Here is a 19,034-nt window from a genome sequence, read left to right as displayed (position 1 = left end):
TAAATTTGTTTATCCATAAAGGATAATAAAAAAGCGGGGAAATTGTTTCCCCGCTTTTCCGTTTATTTTATTTTTTACCGGTCAGCCACTGAGTCTGTAGCTTCAGTTCTGCCGGAGTAGGATTGGCCTTGAATACAGGCGTTTCCATTGTCATTTTATCAAGAATTGCTTTTCCTTTAAGGTTCATCTTCTCTTTTTTGCCGGCATTATCTCTTAAGATGGTTACCGTAACTTCCTGCCCGTCTTTGATGGTATGGGTATAGCTGATGAAATCCTGTATCTTTTTGATATCTACATTCTTTCCGTCCAGAGCAAGAACCTGGTCTGTGATCTTAAAGCCTATGCTTTTTGCAAAAGGAGAAAGTGCTGAATTCTCGTCAAATGCAAATGCGTTGTTCTTTTCATCAAACCCGGTTTGGTTAGGATCCTTAATAAACCAGAAGATAGGATTACTTTCCTGCTTCTGAATATCAACTCCTACCATATTCAGATATTGTGCATAAGGCGTAGGCTGGTTGCCTGCAATATATTTACTGTAGAAATCTTTTACCTGTGGATATCCGGTTACCGCTACCAGCTCGTCAATCAGTTTATCATCTTTGAAAGGCTTGTTTTCACCAAATCTTTGAGAAAGCTTTCTGATCATATCACGATAGCCCATTTCTCCGTTGGAAAGTTTTCTCAATTCGATATCAAGACACATGGCCAGAAGAGCACCCTTCTCGTAAACATTTCTGTACTGATCTTTATACGGTTCTTTCAATACATTTTTACTCATCACCGTGAACGGCATGGTATCGTCATAATTCTTTGAATTGGCAATTTTCTCACCAATTCTCTGAAGGAAATGTTCTTTATCTATAAGACCTTCCTGGATCTGGAACAGGTTGGCAAAATATTCCGTTCCGCCTTCGTACATCCACAGGTGCTGAGACATCTTTGGATTTGCATAATCAAAGTAGTGAATCTCTTCAGAATGCGTTTTCAGAGGATTTACAGTATGGAAGAACTCATGGGAAACCACATCCGTGATCGTGTTGTCAATAGCCTCCTTCGGCATACCTTCAGGAAGGACCACGCTGGTAGATTCATGGTGCTCCAATGCTCCGAATCCTTTGATTCTAGGCCCGTCACCCCCTGCCAGATAAAGCATGATGGCATACTTCTTATTGGTATTCATATCCCCCAGGAATTTCTTCTGGGCGATGACCATTTTTTCAAGATTATCTTTAAAATCTGCAGCTTTATATTTTCCTGTCGGGGAATATACGCCAAGTACAAGTTCCATTCCTCCTGCATTGAAGGTGATATAATCCGGTTTCGTGTACATCAGCGGAGAATCGGTTACTTTCGCGTAGTTAGCTAATGTAAAGGTATCTGTAGACTCAGACTTATCCTGGTCTACCAAAGCGGTTGTACCATAGAAATCAGCAGGCTTCTGGATGACCAGCTGGTAAGGAACATCCTGCATATTATCAATATAACCGATAAAACCATGGGTATTGATCATATAGACTTTTCCCTGCTCAATATCTGTTCCTGACGGAGAAAATACTGCTTTATGCTTTGACGTATCCATTTCTTCATCAAAACTGTCATTGACCAGGTAAGAAACCTTAGTCAGATTCTGGGCGTTTTTCAATGAATAGGTATTGTCATTCACTTTGGTGTAAGTAAGTTCTTTGCCTTTGTTATCATAGAATTTGATTCCTTCTATAAATCTTCCGTAGTCATCTTCGGAATAGGTACCAGGAACCGTTTTGGGAAAGTGGAATTTAATATCACCGGATTTCATTTTCGGAAACTCCATGGTAACGGCAACCTTGTCGTCTTTTACATTGACAAGATCAATCGTTGTTTTGATAGACTGTGCATTCGCCAGAAAAGCAGCGAAAAGTCCCAAGCTCATTGCAATTTTTCTCATTAGGTTTAAATCTTATAGTTAAATAGTTGCTTTTTTTTCCATTTTGTTACGAACCTGAGTATTAAACTTTTCTTAAAATTTTTGTAAAAAAAGCAAAAAGACAAATCTGTACAGAGCAGATTTGTCTTTTTTTATTTATTGAACATTCTTATAATGAATATAATAATTTGGATTCCATTCAACCGGAGTACTTTTTTTCAGTTTCACGGTCTGCCAGCTTTCAGTGGGAGTTATGGTTTGGTCTCCATTGATGATGACCGGCAGTTTCAGATTTTTTACAATATCTGTATAACGGAATTTCAGACTGTCTCCATTTTGAGTGTATTCAAGAGTCGGGATCTTTACTGTTCTCAGGTACTGGTCAAAAACACCTGAAAAGTCAATTCCCGATTTTGAAGAAATATAATTTTCAACCTGCCGGGTAGTTACGGTCTGATGGTAGAAATCTTTATTCAGCCCTCTTAAGATCTGTCTGAATTTTTCATCATTGTTGATGACCTGTCTTATGGTGTGGATCATATTGGCGCCTTTAGGATACATATCGCCGCTGCCTTCATTTCTTACCCCGTATTTTCCGATAATAGGAACGTCATTGCTTATGATATTACGGATTCCGATGGCGTAGATGTCTGCCGATTTTTTATCCAGGTACTTTTCTGTAAAAAGTACTTCGGAATAATTGGTAAAGCTTTCATGAATCCACATATCCGCCTGGTCTTTGGCGGTGATATTATTGGCAAACCACTCATGTCCGCTTTCATGAATAATGATAAAATCCCATTTCAGTCCCACTCCTGTTCCTGAGAGATCTCTTCCAAGGTAGCCGTTCATGTATTGGTTACCATATGCTACATTGCTCTGGTGTTCCATGCCCAGGTAAGGGGAGTCTACCAGTTTGTAAGAGTCTTCGTAGAATGGATAAGGGCCAAACCAGTATTCAAAAGCAGAAAGCATAGGTTTTACCTGTTCAAAATGTTTCTTTGCCTTATCTAAATTATAATCAAGCACCCAGTAATCCAGGTCCAGTTTCCCTTTTTCTCCATCGAAGGTATCTTTAAAATTCACATACTTTCCGATATTCGGGATAATGGAGTAAGCATTGATCGGATTTTTAACCTGCCACGTATAAGCCGTTTTACCTCCATCCGTTTTTTTATCAATCAGTCTTCCGTTCCCAACACCTACAAGATCATTGGGCGTGATAATTTTCATAATAATACCATTGTCCGGCTCATCGCTCCAGATGTCTTTGGTGGGAAGCCAGATCGACGCCCCAATGCCTTCATCGGCAACACTCATCCAAGGATTTCCTTTTTCATCTTCTGTGAATACCCAGCCGCCATCCCATGGTGCTTTTTTAGCAATCGTAGGATTTCCGGAATAGGTAACATCAATGGTGTACTTTTCTCCCTTTTTAAACTTTTTATGGGTAGTAATGAAAATAAAATCTCCATCCTGCTTATAATGGGCTATAGGAAAGCTTGCGGTTACCTTATCCGCTTTCATAGGCTGCTGTAAGTCAATCTGGAAAGTAGGATTGGTAACGTCCTTAATGATGTCAAAGCTTATTGTATTGATCCCTTTAATGCTTTTCTGCTTGAAATCAGGTTCCACGGAAAGGTCATATTTTTTAACATCCCAGAAATCACGGTATGCGGTATTGGAACCCTTCAGCGTGTCCTGTTTGGTAAAAACCTTGTCTTTTTCAAAAAACTGCCCGAAAACAAGTCCTGATGCAAATAAAAGTGTATATGATAGCTTTTTCATTTTTAAACTTTATTGAATAATCTTTTCAAAAATAGAAAATAAATTAATAGGCTGACGGCTGAAAAGTAAAAATTGATCCTGATTTTTTAACATCCATAAAAAAAGCGGCTATTCTGCCAGACCCGGAGAAATACAAAAATGTGAATGTTTTTTGATAAACGGCAGAGGCGCTGTCGTTGCTGCCTGCAAAAAAAATGCTAACCTCTTATGAGATCAGCATCTGTATTTAGCATTGTATTGATTCAATATTTTAAGTCTTATGATTCCTTCACAGCAGGAAGATTACCGTTGCTTTTCTGTACCCTTTTATAAGTGAAAGTACACATCATGATACTGAACTCATATAAGATAAGGAGCGGAAATGCTGCCATCAGCATACTTAAAACATCTGCCGGGGTAATAATTGCGGCTACCACCATGATCAGAACGATAGCGTGGCGGCGGTATGTTTTCATAAAGGTAGGCGTCAGAATTCCGATGCTGGTGAGGAAATAAATCAGAATAGGGAAGAGGAAGATTACTCCCATACCCAAAACTACCTGTAAAAATAATGTGGTATAGTCACTCAAATCATAAAGCGGAACAATAATGTCTGAAATCTTAAAGATCACCCCGAAGTTAACGGCAAACGGAAGAATTAAAAAATACCCGCAAAGTACTCCTGTCATAAAGAGCATCCAGACTGCATTGATGATATAGATTGAATTCTTTTTTTCTCTCGGGTGTAATGCAGGACTGATAAAACGCCATAATTCCCATACAATATAAGGAAATGCAGCGACCATCCCCCCGAAAATAGAAACAGCCATCATTACATTGAACTGCTGATATAATCTCTGTACACGGACAGGAAAGTCCTTTGGAAGGTGAATGCTGTCTTCTCCCAGGATCATTCTCGAAAAATGATTGACCAGCCTGAACGTAGGGAAATCATTTCTTGTAGGACCGAAAAAGATATGGTCCATGATCCAGTTGATATTGAAACCAACGGCAAAAGCAGCAATGATGATTGCAATAATAGAACGGATCAGGTGTCCTCTTAATTCTCCTATATGCCCAAGAAAGGACATGTCTTTACCATCACTCACGGAATAAAATTTTTAAAGCGCAAATTTATGAAATATTTAGTTAAATGACCGATGTTTGAAATTTAAAATTATTGAAGGGCATATAATGCAAAGCCAGGAGAATAAGAATATCAGCAAATGCTATAAAAATGTTTAAACAGATCACTCAAAAAATTATAAAATATAATTGACCTCTTACATCATAAAATGCTGTCTCCTGTATTGTCATGCAGACATAAGAGACAGCTTCGTTTTTTAAGGGGTAAAGTCCTTTATTTTTCCAGGATTTCCAATACTTTTTCAGCCACAGCAGCCCCGGATTGAGGGTTTTGTCCTGTGACCAGGTTTCCGTCAGCCACTGCAAAAGGAATAAAATCCTGATCAGCTTTTACATAATGAGCACCTTTGCTTTTCAGCACATCTTCAGTAAGGAAAGGAACGTGATCTGCCAGCTCTGCCGCAATTTCCTCTGAATTTGAAAAGCCTGTTAATGTTTTTCCCTTAATCAGACTTTCTCCGTTGGAAAGCTTGATGTTAAACAGACCTACAGCTCCGTGGCAGACGGATGATACAATTCCGCCGTCTTCATAAATGTCACGGGCGATTTCCTGCAGCTCTTTATTGTCCGGGAAATCCCAGATCACACCATGGCCGCCTGTATAATACATCACACCATAATCTTTAGCATTGATATCTTTGGGCTGTAAAGTATTACCCAGCTTATTCCTGAACGTTTTATCAGCATAATATTTCCAGTCTGCAGGCTGCACAAACATCTGCAGAGAAACAGGATCGAGTGGAGTATAACCTCCTTTAGGACTTACAAAATCAATTTCATACCCTTTTTCCTCCAGTTTTTCATAAAAATGAACCGCTTCACCCAGCCACAAACCTGTTGCTCTTTCCATCTCAGGATATTTCTCTACACTTGTCACTACAATTAATGCTTTCTTTTTCATTGGTATTGTTGTTTAAATTTATAGTACAAAGATTGGATTTTTAATGGAACTTCTATAAGGACATACCTCAAAAAAAAGATGTGACACAGGTCACATCTTTATGAGTACAGTCTGCTTAATGTTTCTCTTGAAACGCCCAGATAGCTTGCAATAAGCTGCTTGGGAATATGATCTGTAAAACCGGGATATTGTTTTATGAAATCCTCATAACGTTCCTTAGCCGTTTTACTCATCAAAGACAGGATTCTCTGCTGAAGGGCAACATACCCGAAGTTAGATTTTACCCTGAAAAAATGTTCCATGACCGGAACTTTCCGGCAAAGGAGGTTCAGATCCTCATATGACAGTGCATACACTTCAGAATCTTCAATACAGTCTACGGCTAATGATGAGGTTTCCTGCTTAAAAAAGCCCGCAAAATCTGAAATCCACCAGTTGGAAGCTGCAAACTGAAGAATATGCTCTTTCCCGGAACTGTCTATAATACTGCTTTTCAGAATGCCTTTTTCTATCAGAAAAATCTCATGTACAGGCTGATGCTCCTGGATCAGAAACTGTCTTTTCCTGAATTTCTTTTTCACAAAAAAGCTTTGAATGATTTCAAATTCATCATCCGTGGGATTAATAATCTCCTGAATATGTTTTTGTAAAAAATGGAACATCTAAATATTAATTAATCCCTTCATCCAGCAGTTTGTGCAGATCTATAATCCCGAAATACTTCCCGTTTTCCGTCACTACAAGCTGTCCGATATTATTTTCTTTTAAGATTTTCATAGCCTCTTTGGCCAATGCTTCCTTTTCAATAGTTCTTGGATGTGCAGACATGATGTCCTTAGCCAGTACTTTACTGATGTCTTCTCCTTTCATGAGCATTCTTCTCAGGTCTCCGTCTGTGATGACTCCGATGATCTGACTTTCATTGGTTACTACGGTAATCCCATGGCTTGATGCACTGATGGAGATAATAACGTCTCTTATGGATGAATCTTCCGCTACCTGTGGCTTCTGGGAAGAAAGGAACTGTTCTACTTTGGAAGTCAGGTTTTTTCCCAGGCTTCCTCCAGGATGGAATTTAGCAAAATCATTAGCTTTAAAATCATTAAGCTCCATCAGTGCTACTGCCAACGCATCACCCAATGCCATTTGAATAGTTGTTGAGCTGGTAGGGGCAAGTTTATTAGGACATGCTTCCACATCAACGTGAGTATCCAGGATCACTTCAGAGAATTCTGCAAGCTTGCTGGTTTTATTACCCGTCATTCCGATCAAGGCAGAAGAATAATCTTTTAAATAAGGAACCAGGTTGGCAATTTCAGGGGAATTTCCGGAATTGGAGATGCACAGCACCACATCCTGCTTCTGAATCACGCCCAGATCACCATGAATAGCTTCCGAAGCATGAAGAAACTGAGAAGGTGTACCTGTTGAATTTAATGTAGCTACAATTTTATTTCCCACATGGGCAGATTTGCCAATTCCTACGACGATAAGTTTCCCTTCTGCTGAATGAATGATCTCTACAGCGCGGGCAAAGTGATCATCAATCCTGTTTTTTAATTTTTCTAATTCTGAAATTTCAATTTCTAATGTGCTTTTAGCAATTGATATAATGTTGGTTCTATCCATTTTATGACAATAAGGTATACAAAAAAGTTTTCAAAAAACGTTATATTTTAAAAACAATATTTAATATAAATTTTATTTTTTATAAATTCGTTCGCTTTTATTTTAAGCAGAAATTTTATAACTTTGGGTTAGATGCAAATTTAGCAATAGAAAATTAGATGAGCGCAAAAAAAGCCAATTTATCAGGCGAATTGAAAAAGTATTTTGGGTTTTCTACATTTAAGGGCCAGCAGGAACAGATCATAGACAACCTATTGAATGGGAAGGATATTTTTGTTCTGATGCCTACAGGAGGTGGGAAATCACTATGTTATCAGCTTCCGGCACTTATTTCGGAAGGTACGGCAATTGTCGTTTCGCCTTTAATAGCGTTGATGAAGAACCAGGTAGATGCAGTGAACGGCCTTTCATCTGACGATGGGGTAGCGCATGTATTGAATTCATCATTGAATAAGACACAGACCAAGCAGGTATTTGACGATATCAAAAGCGGCAAGACAAAGCTTCTGTATGTAGCTCCCGAATCATTGATCAAAGATGATTACCTGGACTTTTTGAAGGAAGTAAAGATATCTTTCTTTGCTATCGATGAAGCACATTGTATTTCAGAATGGGGACATGATTTCAGACCGGAATACAGAAATCTGAAACAGATCATAGATAAGATTGCCGATGTACCGGTAATTGCATTAACGGCCACAGCAACTCCTAAAGTACAGGATGATATCCAGAAAACTTTAGGAATGACAAATGCGCTGGTCTTTAAAGAAAGTTTCAACCGTCCCAATCTATATTATGAAGTATGTCCTAAGATTAATGTAGATAAGGAAATCGTTAAGTTTATCAATCAGCATAAAGGAAAATCTGGAATTGTATACTGCCTGAGCAGAAGAAAGGTGGAAGAATTTGCACAGCTTTTGCAGGTAAACGGCATCAATGCACTTCCTTACCATGCCGGCCTTGACCAGAAAATAAGGGTAGCCAATCAGGATAAGTTTCTGATGGAAGAAGTGGATGTGATTGTTGCTACGATCGCTTTCGGGATGGGAATTGACAAACCGGATGTCCGTTTTGTGATCCATTACGATTTTCCAAAATCCCTGGAAAGCTATTACCAGGAAACGGGAAGAGCGGGAAGAGATGGTGGTGAAGGCCATTGTCTGGCTTTCTATGACCCGAAAGATATTGAAAAACTGGAAAAATTCCTGGCACAGAAACCTGTTTCCGAAAGAGAAATCGGATTGCAGCTTCTGAATGAAGTGGTAGGCTATGCTGAAACTTCAATGAGCCGCAGACAATACATTTTATATTATTTCGGAGAAAGTTTCGATCCGGTAAACGGAGACGGAGCAAAGATGTGTGACAACTCATCCAATCCGCCCAAATTGAAAGATGCAACGGCCGATCTTAAAAAAGCTTTGGAGCTGATCCGGGATACCGGGGAAAAGTTTAAATCCAAAGACCTGATTTCTGTGATTGTGGGAAAAGAAACTGCGGTTACAAAGTCTTATAAGCTTGAGCAAAGTTCACATTTCGGATTCGGGAAAGAAGAAAAAGACAATTACTGGAAAACGATTCTGAGACAGGCAACCGTTCAGAATTTTTTACAGAAAGATATTGAGACATACGGTGTTCTGAAGATTACAGAGAAAGGGAAAAATGTATTGAGCGGTAAATCCAAAGATACTTTCCTGATTGCTGAAGACAGGGAATTTGATCTTACCCAGGCGAAAGCAGACAGTGATCAGCTGCAGCAACAGGCCGGAGGAGGTCTAGACCAAAAGCTGTTTACCCTGCTAAAGGAATTAAGGAAAAAAGTAGCCAAAAAACACGGAATCCCGCCTTACACGGTGTTTATGGATCCGAGTCTTGAGGATATGACAGTGCAGTACCCGATTACAGTAGATGAAATCAACAAAATTTATGGAGTAGGAGAAGGAAAAGCCAAAAAATACGGTAAAGAATTCGCTGATTACATTAAAACCTATGTTGAGGACAATAACATAGAACGTACCCAGGACATGGTCCTGAAACAGGTGGCCAACAAATCCAGCCACAAGGTTTTCATTATCCAGAGTACCGATAAAAAAATTGATCTTGAAGATATTGCAAGAGCCAAAAATCTCTCTATGGATGAGCTTCTGAAAGAGATGGAAAGAATCGTATACCAGGGAACAAAACTGAATATCGATTATTATATTGAAGACAATTTTGATGAAGATATTGTAGACGGCTTCATGGAATTCATGAATGAATCTGAAAGTGACAGTATGAAGATTTTACTGGATGAATTTGGAGATGAACTGTCTGATGAAGAAGTAAGAATGCTGAGAATTAAATTTATCAGCGACGTAGCAAACTAGTTTATAGAGAAGAATAAAAAAATTAAAAAGAAGCTTTTTCCCTGGAAGAGCTTCTTTTTTATGAAATACATTCTTAGCAACTATATTTTCACAAAGATAAAGCTTGGCAAATCGGTTTTTCCACAAACATGTGCGTCATATGCAAAATCAGCGGGCGATAAAAGTAGGGTCTCAGCATTTTTCCAGGCTGTAAGATTACTGTTCAATTTTGAGATTGCTTCGTTCTGCTCGTAATGGCAAAAGGAATATTTGACTTATAACTAAACTTTTTAGTAACTTTAACTGATGAAAAAAATATCTGTCATATTTATTCTGCCGGACCTGGAAACCGGAGGCGCAGAAAGAATTGTTACCACTATAGCGAATCATCTTTCAAGGGATCGGTTTGAGCCCAAGATTTTGCTGTTGCGTAAACAAGGCGGATATCTTAATTTCCTGAAAAAAGATGTCGAAATCATTGATATCAATACAGACCGGATCAGACACTCTTTAAAGCCTATTTTAGGAGAAATCTACAGAAGAAAACCTGATATTGTATTTTCCGGTTTTGGGGAGGTAAATGCTTACTTGTCATTGTTTATAAAGCTTTTTCCAAGGACTAAATTCATTGCAAGGGAAACCAATGTGGTTACCCAGCACGTGACCAGAAAAGAAATCAAGTTCTTCTATAATTTCTATAATAACTACCAGAAGATCATTGCACAAAGTGACGATATGATGAAGGATCTGGTCGACAATTTCAACATTAAGAAGAAAAAAATTGTCAAGATCAATAATCCTGTAGATTTTGATTTCATTGATGATAAACTGGCCATTTCCGTTAAACCGGAATGCTACAGGTATAATTATAAAAATGTAGTGGCTATCGGTAATCTCTCAGCCAGAAAAGGCTTTGATAATCTGTTGAAGGTGTTTTCAAGGCTTAAAAATGAAAATATCCTGCTTCATATTTTAGGGGACGGAAAAGACCGGGATGTTTTATTTCAGACAAAGGAGCTTCTGGGGCTTAAAAATGTGATTTTTCACGGAAGACAGGAAAATCCTTATCAGTTTCTGAAATATGCGGATCTGTTTATACTTTCTTCACGGTATGAAGGTTTCCCGAATGTGCTTTTAGAGGCTGGAGCCTGCGGAACTTATTCGCTGGCCAATAACTGTCCGGGGGGAATCAACGAGATCATTCAGCACAATATAAATGGAGAGATCGCCAATATTGAAAACTATGAGGATTTTGCCCGTAAAATAATAGATGCCATGCACCAGAATTATAACCGGGAAGCAATAAAAAATTCCATTAAATCACGATTTTCGAAGAATATTATCCTTGATAAATATGAAAAAGTCCTATTGGATCTGATCAAATAAGATGAATAAATTTTGACGAATTAAAACGGAACAGATATATAAAGAAAATGCATTCCAATGCTATTGCGATGGTGACCGGTCAGGTTCCCCTTCGTGAAGGATGTCTGAAAATGGAATATCTGTATGATCACGCTCACTATATTCAGCCTTTTGAAGATTTTGAAATCAGAATAATAGAAGACTTTTCCTCAGCAACCCGTTTTTTTCCTTTAAATAAACAGAGAAATCTTTATAACCAGGATTATTTATCCGGACTGGACGATAGCCTGGCTGTGCTTGAAGAAAAGTACAGAGATCCGGTATTACAAAAATGTAAGGATATTATAGAGCAGTTTCAGTATATCAGGTCGGTCATTTTATAAGTCTGTTATGGTATGCTATTAGAACATATTTCTTTTTCAGGGATCATTATTGCAGGATTATGTATAGCTTTGCTGCTATCCAAAAAAAGAAATGTTTCTTCCGACCATTATCTTATCGTCTGGTTGATTGTGGCTGTTGCTAATTTACTGTACTACTTATTCCCGTTTTTATTTTCCGGAAAACTTCAGCCATTTGGGTTTGCACTTCCCGTTCTCAGCGTCGGAATGCTGTATCTTTATGTGCTTTCCCTGACATTTAATATAGAATTCCGGCTTAGTTATATTGTCAGGCATTCTCTTTTTTTTATTATGTATAGCTTGAGTTTTATTTTATTCTCAGCTTTTTACGAGAATATAGTATTTAAGGATTGTATTCCCTATTTTACTCATAAACAACCAAGAGGAGTACTGGATCTTCTTACACTTCCTATGGCAATTGTTCCGGTAGTTTATATTGTTTTTTGTTTTCTGGCTTTGAGAAAATACCAAAAAAAACTCCCACAGTATTATTCCGCTCTTGAAAAAATAAGCCTCAACTGGCTGAAATATATTCTGATCTCCCTCATTGTTTTATTCATAGGAGTTTCTTTAATCATAACACTAAGTTCAAAAATGGGAACAATTCCTTCGGATAAAATCTTTAAGATTGTGGCTGCTGTACAGAGTATCTACTTATGCTGTATTGTATTTTTCAGTTTGAGACAAAGTATTGTTTTTAATCAGCAGGCTTTTATAGAAAATCCTGCTGCAGATAAAGAGGGTGTGAAAATAAGTTCTGAGAATAGGAATCGTTCAACTGATATTTCTCAAAAATTACTGATGTTTATGGAAGCAGAACGTCCTTTTCTTGATGAAGAATTAAGCCTTCAAAAGCTGTCTCTTTTAATGAAGGTTTCCACTCATCGCCTTTCCGAAGTTATTAATCAGGATCTTGGTACCAATTTCTATAAATTTGTCAACTCATACAGAGTGGAAGAAGTAAAGAAAAAGCTTAGAACTCCTGAATTTGATAAATACTCCATTTTGGGAATAGCCTTTGAATCCGGGTTTAATTCCAAATCAACTTTCAATAAGATCTTTAAAGAAGAAACGGGCATGACGCCGTCTGAATTTAAGAAGTCCGGATCCTCAGTAAAAGAGTCCTAAACTATCGGTTAGGACGATTTAAAGCCATTTTTAAAGGAGTTTTGCCATCAAAAAAGTATGGATACAACTCTTCATTTAATGAACATTATTATTCATGTTATTACCGGAAGTATAGCGCTTATTGCAGGATTTGTGATCCTGTTCAAAACAAAGGGAACACCTTTACACAGAAAGCTCGGATATCTTTTTATGGGGTGTATGGTCATTGTCGTAACGACAGGAGCATTCGGTGTTATTGTGTTTAAAAGAAACCTGTTTCTATTGCTGATCACTATCCTGGCTGGCTATAATACCTATTCGGGTTTCAGAATTATAAAAGAAAAAACCAACCGTTTTTATGTAAAAGATTTTTTCGCAATGCTGGCTGCATTCACAATGGCTGTAGTCTTTATATACTATCTCAGGTTTATAGGCTTTTATTGGGATCCTGTAATCATTTTTTCAGGAGTCGGATATTTACTGCTGGTCATTTCATACGATATTCTCCGGTACTTTATTCCGTCGTCCCGTTATGGAAATGTCTGGAGGTATGAGCATTCGAGTAAAATGATCAGTGCGTTGGGTGCCCTTTTTTCGGCATTTACAGGAACCCTTTTACCGGATTATAAACCGTACAGCCAAATCCTACCGTCTTTATTGATGACGTTGATTATGATTCTTTTTAATATTAAAATATATAGACGTCTGAAAAAGAAAAGCCTCCAAACCCAACTTGAATAAAACCTTTTGCATATAAAAGATTTCTTATTTTAGCTATACCGTTCATGGCACCTTCGGGTTGACGTATTTTTAGTATTTTTGTGTTTCAAACGAGGATACAATGAAAACGATTCCTAAAATAGGATGCGCTTGTGAAAAGCCGGACCACAATTATACTGAATACAGGAGTTCAGAATTAGGTATAGATCATACCAACGGAAGATATGGAGAAGTAACGATTCAACAGTGCAAACTCTGCCAGAGAATATGGATTCATTATTTTGTGGAATATGAGCATTATTCCAAATCAGGAAGATGGTACAAAGGAATTGTTTCAAAAAAAGACCGTTCACAGATCACTCCGGAAAATGCAGTGGAATATCTGGAAAGCCTTGACTGGTATGTATATGGAGGATCTTTTTTTGACAGCACAGGTACATTTGGGCAGGGAAAACTGAATGTGCAATAGGGTATGCTGATGTAATAAAAAGAAATAAAATTAAATATTTGATCAATGAAGCCATTTATAATTGTTGCTGTGATGCTGAATTCCGTGGTGCTCATGGCGCAGCAGAAGACAATCTCCAGAAAGGAATTGCTGAAAACTGCACTTGATCAGAAAGTTAAATCCACAGAAATTCAGGAAATAACGATGGCTGCCGGGCAAAGGGCTCCGGAACACCTGCATCCCTGTCCCGTTTTGGGAATCATCAATTCCGGCGAAGCTGTTTTTCAGATAGAAGGGCAGCAGAAAGTGGTGCTGCATGAAGGAGAAGCCTTTTATGAACCCAAAAATGTGAAAATCCTTCATTTTGATAATGCATCAGCTGAAAAGCCACTGGTGTTTACAGCAATTTACCTGAAGGAAGGGAATGAAGAAAATATCAGGTTCATAAAATAATACTTTTCACAAAACTAAAGCATATAATTATCATTTTTAAAATTGATAAAACTCACTTTGGTGCTTGGTAATTTATATGTAAATTTGTGAGAATTAAGATAGATAATAATAAACAAATTCATACAATAACATGAGTCAATTCGATGTTACCGTAATAGGTTCCGGTCCTGGTGGTTATGTAGCTGCGATCCGTGCAGCACAGTTAGGTTTCAAAACAGCAATTATTGAAAAATATTCAACTTTAGGCGGAACTTGTCTTAACGTTGGATGTATTCCGTCAAAAGCACTTCTTGACAGCTCAGAACATTTCGAAAATGCAAAACACAATTTTGCAGGTCACGGAATCATCATCAATGAGCCGCAGGCAGATATCGCAAGAATGATCGAACGTAAAAACGAAGTGATCAAACAGAATACAGATGGAATCAGCTACCTGATGAACAAAAACCAGATCACGGTTTTTGAAGGAGTGGGAAGCTTTGAGTCTGCTACTCAGATCAAAATCACTAAAAATGACGGTTCTTCCGAAACGGTAGAATCCAAATATACAATCATTGCTACAGGTTCTAAGCCTTCTACATTACCTTTCATTACTTTGGATAAAGAAAGAGTGATTACTTCTACAGAAGCTCTGAACCTTAAAGAAATTCCTAAGCACTTAGTAGTGATCGGAGGTGGGGTAATTGGTCTGGAACTGGGGTCTGTATACTTAAGATTAGGTGCTCAGGTGACTGTAGTTGAATTTATGGATAAAATCATCCCTGGAATGGATGGAGCTTTAAGCAAAGAATTGACTAAAGTTCTTAAAAAGCAAGGAATGAAGTTCATGCTTTCTACAGCAGTTTCAGCTGTTGAGAGAAACGGAGATACTGTAAAGATCACGGCTAAAGATAAAAAAGGAGAAGAAGTAACAGTAGAAGGAGATTACTGTTTGGTTTCTGTAGGTAGAAAACCGTATACAGACGGTCTTGGCCTTGAAAAAGCAGGAGTAGAACTTGACGAAAGAGGAAGAGTGAAAGTAAACGATCACCTGCAGACTAATGTTGCCAACATCTATGCAATCGGTGACGTGATCAAAGGAGCGATGCTTGCTCATAAAGCTGAAGAAGAAGGAGTTTTTGTTGCTGAAACATTAGCAGGACAAAAACCTCACATCAATTATAACCTGATCCCTGGTGTTGTATACACCTGGCCTGAAGTTGCAGGAGTAGGTAAAACCGAAGAGCAGCTTAAAGAAGAAGGAGTAGCTTACAAAGTAGGTTCTTTCCCTATGAGAGCTTTAGGGAGAAGCCGTGCAAGTGGTGATATCGACGGTCTTGTTAAGATTATTGCAGACGAAAAAACAGATGAAGTGTTAGGAATGCACATCGTAGGAGCAAGAGCTGCCGACCTTATCGCAGAAGGAGTAATTGCTATGGAATTCCGTGCAAGTGCTGAAGATATTGCAAGAAGCTCTCACGCCCACCCAACGTATGCAGAAGCCATCAAAGAAGCTGCATTGGATGCTACGGCAAAGAGACCGATTCATATGTAATATTTGATTAAAAGATTTAATCATTTAAATAGTAAAAAATTAAAGGCTGTTTCTTATTGAAGCAGCCTTTTTTGTACTGCTTTTGGCATGAAAATGGAGATGGATTCCTCAAAAATTAAGCATGAAGAAAATTTTTATGAGTTGGATGCTTTTGGCTGGTATCAGTTCATTCGCCCAGGAAGCCGGAAAAGTAGGAGAATTGTTGAAAAATGAAGCTTCAGTCTCAGAAATGAAGACTCCAAAAGGCAATGATAAAAATAAAGCTTTTGATTCATCAGGATCGGACAGCAGACCTTTTCAGAATAACAGGGCTAAAAGTCCGGCCTACCAGTGGAACAGAAACTATGGGTACGCTGAAGTATTTCTGAGAATTCCCGAGCAGGGATTCTTTACCGTGGAAGTTGGAGATCAGACGATGGCAAACGGTGCCGGAAAATACCGTTTTTTTGACTTACCGTCAGGGAGAATGCCTGTCTCAATCTATGAAAACGGCTTTTTAATTTACAGAACAACTTTGATGCTTCGTAATAACAGCAGAATGGTGCTGGATTTCTTTACCAATGAAGGGTTATATTTACTTGATTCCTATCCTGTAAAAGGTCAATATGGCTTTAATGACTGGAATGATATCTGGAATAATCCATATGGGAATCATCCCGGAGATTGGTCCGGTTCAGGAAATGTTATGGATAACAGTTCTTTCCGCGAGTTCTTTGATATGCTTCAGAGAAATCAAAAGTTTGATGATGGTAAAATGTCCATGATCAGGCAGCAAATGCGAAGTTCTATGTTTACATCAATACAGATAAGAGATTTGGTGAAGTCGCTTAGTTTTGATAATAATAAAATAGCGATGGCCAAGTCAATGTATCGTAATTGTGCTGATAAATACAGGTATTTCGTAGTGTATGATGCTTTTGATTTTGAAAGCAGTAAAAGAGAAGTGATGGAGTATATTTCTCAGTCGGAATAGAATATCTGAGTTACAGATTCTATGTATAACACAAAAATCTGTGGAATAAGCCTGATCTGCGGGAGATTTTTTTGCACATTACATGATTTTCATATGGTCATAAAACTTAGACCGTTTCGGAGCAATATTGAACTGTATTCCAAAAGTTACTCCTTTAAAATATTTATCTCTGTGAATGGGAAAGGCATATCCGGTATTGAGAAATATTGCATTGAATAATGAGAAGCCTAATCTTGGCTCTAACGAATATGGATTGGCTGATAAACCCAACAGCAACCCGGCACGGACAAGGTTGATATTGATCTCCGGAATCAATTTATCCGTGTCATTCACATGGGTGTAAAGCAGGGAAGGTCCCAGGATAACAGAGCCATCATAGCTGTCTCCCAATCTGTATTCTAATCCTGCCTGCAGAACATTTCTTCCGGTATAGCGGTAGCCAATGTTAAGAGCTGTTTTGTCCAGAAGTTGTGCATAGGAAAGCATATGGAAAAGAAAGAATGACAGCACAAAATATTTTTTCATGGTACGGTATTTTTATTCAAATGTACAGGTTTTAAGGACTTTTTGAAAGATAAAATAATTCTTAAAAATATTAAATAGGTTAAAATCTTCAAATTTCCGTACCTTTGTAAGCTAATTTTATCATCAATGCAACTCGGAAAAACTCAGACTTTACAAATTTCAGAAAAAATTAATTCAGGATGGATCTTAACAGATGAAGAATCCGGTGAAAAAGCTTTTCTTCCAAAAATCTTCATTCGTGAAGAGCAGGAAGTGGGTGAGTACGTTGAAGTTTTTGTATATCAGGACGATGATAAGCTGAAGGCTACTACAGAAATTCCATTAGCTGAAGTAGGTGAATTCGCTGTCATGAGTTGTGTGCAGAGTCTTCCGAGCGGAGCATTTATGGACTGGGGAATCATTAAAGATCTTTTTATCCCTTACAAACAGCAGAAAGCCAAGATTATTGAAGGCAAAAGATACCTTGTTTACATTTATGTAGATGAAGATATGGGTCTGATTACAGGAACAACCAAGTTCAAGAGAAATCCTCAGTATCAGGATCTCCCTTTCAGAAAAGGGGATAAAGTAGATCTGATCATGATGAACGAAGGTGAGCTGGGCTGGAATGTGGTGATCAATAAGCAATACATCGGTTTGATTTATGCTTCTGATGTTTTCAAAAAACTGTATCCTTTATCAGAAGAAAAGGGGTATATCAAGGCAATCCGTGAAGACGGGAAAATAGATGTTTCATTACAGCCTGACGGCTTTGAAAATATTGATGAGTTTAAACAGAAGATTCTGGATAAACTGGAAGAAAACTACGGATTGCTGTATGTGTCTGATAAGTCTTCACCTGAAGAGATCAAAGATGAGCTTCAGATGAGTAAGAAAAACTTTAAAAAAGCGATTGGCGGACTGTATAAAGATAAGATCATCGATATTCTTGAAGATAAGATCAAATTACTATAACAATAAAACGGGCAGAAATTTCTGCCCGTTTTTATTATCCCTGAAGCCGGTACCTGTTGCCTTATTCATGTAAAACTTCTCATTTCAATCATTTCCCAGGATGTCTTTTCATTATGGGACAGGGTTTACTGTGCCTCCGGTAATCAGGAAATGTAATTCAAAAACATGATGCATATCATAATATTTCTGTTTAATTTTTTTGTTTAACAATTTTGTCAAAAATATTTTTTAGTATAAATTTGCACAAATTTGTTTAACAAAAATGTCAAATCAAGCAAAAAAAGACCAAACACAGGAATTGATCAAGGAGACAGCGAAGAATTTATTCTTTGTGAAAGGAAAATTTGATGCTACTACGCAGGAGATTGCAGATGAAGCAGGAGTGAACAGGACCCTTATTAATTATTATTTCCGTTCCAGAGACAAGCTGATCCAGATCATCTTTGATGAAGCGCAGAGAGTAGAACAGGAAAAATCGAAGATCATTCAGAATGCTGATCTCCCATTTAAAGAAAAGATCAGCAAGTTTATAGAAGGAAGCCTTGCCACAAGTCTTCAGTATCCGTATCTGGAGACCTATATCGTTTCACAGATCAATAAGGGAACCTGCCATCAGAGAGAAATTGAAGAAGATATCCTCAATCAGATGTATAGCGATATTGAAAAAGAAATGGAACTGGGAAATATTGAAAAAATGGCTCCCGTACAGTTTATCCTGAACATGGTTTCATTATTGGTTTTTCCGAGTGCTATAAGACCGCTGTTTATGGAGAATCTGATGATCAGTGATGAAGATTATGATAAGATTATTTCAGAAAGGAAAGAAATCATTATCAACATATTGTTTAAAAATTAAAAAAGATTAA

18 protein-coding genes are annotated in these 19,034 nt (G+C 37.8%); 11 read left to right on the top strand and 7 right to left on the bottom strand.

Translation table 11 applies throughout. From position 1 onward, the window contains the following. Positions 1–67: 67 nt before the first annotated feature. The 6 genes from BBI00_RS07330 to BBI00_RS07305 all read right to left on the bottom strand — a co-directional run bounded on the left by BBI00_RS07330 (position 68) and on the right by BBI00_RS07305 (position 7,346). Positions 68–1,924, bottom strand: a complete 1,857-nt coding sequence (locus BBI00_RS07330) for a M61 family metallopeptidase (RefSeq protein WP_065398154.1) — start codon at positions 1,922–1,924, stop codon at positions 68–70. Between the two features lie 135 nt (positions 1,925–2,059). Continuing rightward, positions 2,060–3,691, bottom strand: a complete 1,632-nt coding sequence (locus BBI00_RS07325) for a M1 family metallopeptidase (RefSeq protein WP_065398153.1) — start codon at positions 3,689–3,691, stop codon at positions 2,060–2,062. Between the two features lie 257 nt (positions 3,692–3,948). Beyond that, positions 3,949–4,779: a twin-arginine translocase subunit TatC gene (gene tatC, locus BBI00_RS07320; RefSeq protein ID WP_185116316.1), complete on the bottom strand. Its 831-nt coding sequence runs from the start codon at positions 4,777–4,779 to the stop codon at positions 3,949–3,951. Between the two features lie 251 nt (positions 4,780–5,030). Further along, complete coding sequence (locus BBI00_RS07315) at positions 5,031–5,717, bottom strand: type 1 glutamine amidotransferase domain-containing protein (RefSeq protein ID WP_065398151.1); 687 nt, start codon at positions 5,715–5,717, stop codon at positions 5,031–5,033. Positions 5,718–5,815: 98 nt separating this feature from the next. After that, positions 5,816–6,379, bottom strand: coding sequence for a Crp/Fnr family transcriptional regulator (locus BBI00_RS07310; protein ID WP_065398150.1), 564 nt, complete (start codon positions 6,377–6,379; stop codon positions 5,816–5,818). A gap of 7 nt (positions 6,380–6,386) precedes the next feature. Next, a complete protein-coding gene (locus BBI00_RS07305; RefSeq protein ID WP_065398149.1) occupies positions 6,387–7,346 on the bottom strand; it encodes a KpsF/GutQ family sugar-phosphate isomerase in 960 nt (319 codons plus the stop codon). A gap of 158 nt (positions 7,347–7,504) precedes the next feature. Between BBI00_RS07305 and recQ the strand changes: the two genes are divergently transcribed. From recQ to BBI00_RS07260, 9 genes are all read left to right on the top strand, one after another. Further along, entirely contained in the window at positions 7,505–9,709 is a 2,205-nt protein-coding gene (recQ, locus tag BBI00_RS07300; RefSeq protein WP_065398148.1) for a DNA helicase RecQ, read from the top strand. Positions 9,710–9,994: 285 nt separating this feature from the next. Next, positions 9,995–11,074: a glycosyltransferase gene (locus BBI00_RS07295; protein WP_065398147.1), complete on the top strand. Its 1,080-nt coding sequence runs from the start codon at positions 9,995–9,997 to the stop codon at positions 11,072–11,074. A gap of 47 nt (positions 11,075–11,121) precedes the next feature. Next, positions 11,122–11,436, top strand: coding sequence for a DUF2489 domain-containing protein (locus BBI00_RS07290; RefSeq protein ID WP_065398146.1), 315 nt, complete (start codon positions 11,122–11,124; stop codon positions 11,434–11,436). Between the two features lie 12 nt (positions 11,437–11,448). Then, positions 11,449–12,582: a helix-turn-helix domain-containing protein gene (locus BBI00_RS07285; protein ID WP_065398145.1), complete on the top strand. Its 1,134-nt coding sequence runs from the start codon at positions 11,449–11,451 to the stop codon at positions 12,580–12,582. Positions 12,583–12,639: 57 nt separating this feature from the next. Further along, on the top strand, positions 12,640–13,302 hold the full coding sequence (locus BBI00_RS07280; RefSeq protein ID WP_065398144.1) for a DUF2306 domain-containing protein: 663 nt from the start codon (positions 12,640–12,642) through the stop codon (positions 13,300–13,302). A gap of 100 nt (positions 13,303–13,402) precedes the next feature. Next, positions 13,403–13,750 (top strand): hypothetical protein, encoded by a 348-nt coding sequence (locus tag BBI00_RS07275; RefSeq protein ID WP_065398143.1) that lies wholly within the window; start codon positions 13,403–13,405, stop codon positions 13,748–13,750. A 45-nt stretch (positions 13,751–13,795) separates the two neighbouring features. After that, entirely contained in the window at positions 13,796–14,182 is a 387-nt protein-coding gene (locus BBI00_RS07270) for a cupin domain-containing protein (RefSeq protein ID WP_065398142.1), read from the top strand. 130 nt (positions 14,183–14,312) lie between these two features. After that, entirely contained in the window at positions 14,313–15,716 is a 1,404-nt protein-coding gene (gene lpdA / locus BBI00_RS07265; protein ID WP_065398141.1) for a dihydrolipoyl dehydrogenase, read from the top strand. A gap of 121 nt (positions 15,717–15,837) precedes the next feature. Then, positions 15,838–16,689: a DUF4476 domain-containing protein gene (locus tag BBI00_RS07260; RefSeq protein WP_065398140.1), complete on the top strand. Its 852-nt coding sequence runs from the start codon at positions 15,838–15,840 to the stop codon at positions 16,687–16,689. Between the two features lie 78 nt (positions 16,690–16,767). Here BBI00_RS07260 and BBI00_RS07255 read toward each other — a convergent pair whose 3' ends face one another. Next, positions 16,768–17,214: a hypothetical protein gene (locus tag BBI00_RS07255; RefSeq protein WP_065398139.1), complete on the bottom strand. Its 447-nt coding sequence runs from the start codon at positions 17,212–17,214 to the stop codon at positions 16,768–16,770. A 126-nt stretch (positions 17,215–17,340) separates the two neighbouring features. Here BBI00_RS07255 and BBI00_RS07250 point away from each other — a divergent pair, with 126 nt between their 5' ends. Next, on the top strand, positions 17,341–18,168 hold the full coding sequence (locus BBI00_RS07250) for a CvfB family protein (RefSeq protein WP_065398138.1): 828 nt from the start codon (positions 17,341–17,343) through the stop codon (positions 18,166–18,168). A gap of 262 nt (positions 18,169–18,430) precedes the next feature. Beyond that, complete coding sequence (locus tag BBI00_RS07245) at positions 18,431–19,024, top strand: TetR/AcrR family transcriptional regulator (protein ID WP_065398137.1); 594 nt, start codon at positions 18,431–18,433, stop codon at positions 19,022–19,024. Positions 19,025–19,034 lie beyond the last annotated feature (10 nt).

This window comes from Chryseobacterium arthrosphaerae (assembly GCF_001684965.1).
Classification (GTDB): Bacteria; Bacteroidota; Bacteroidia; order Flavobacteriales; family Weeksellaceae; genus Chryseobacterium; species Chryseobacterium arthrosphaerae.
This window is presented reverse-complemented; position numbering and strand designations above follow the sequence as displayed.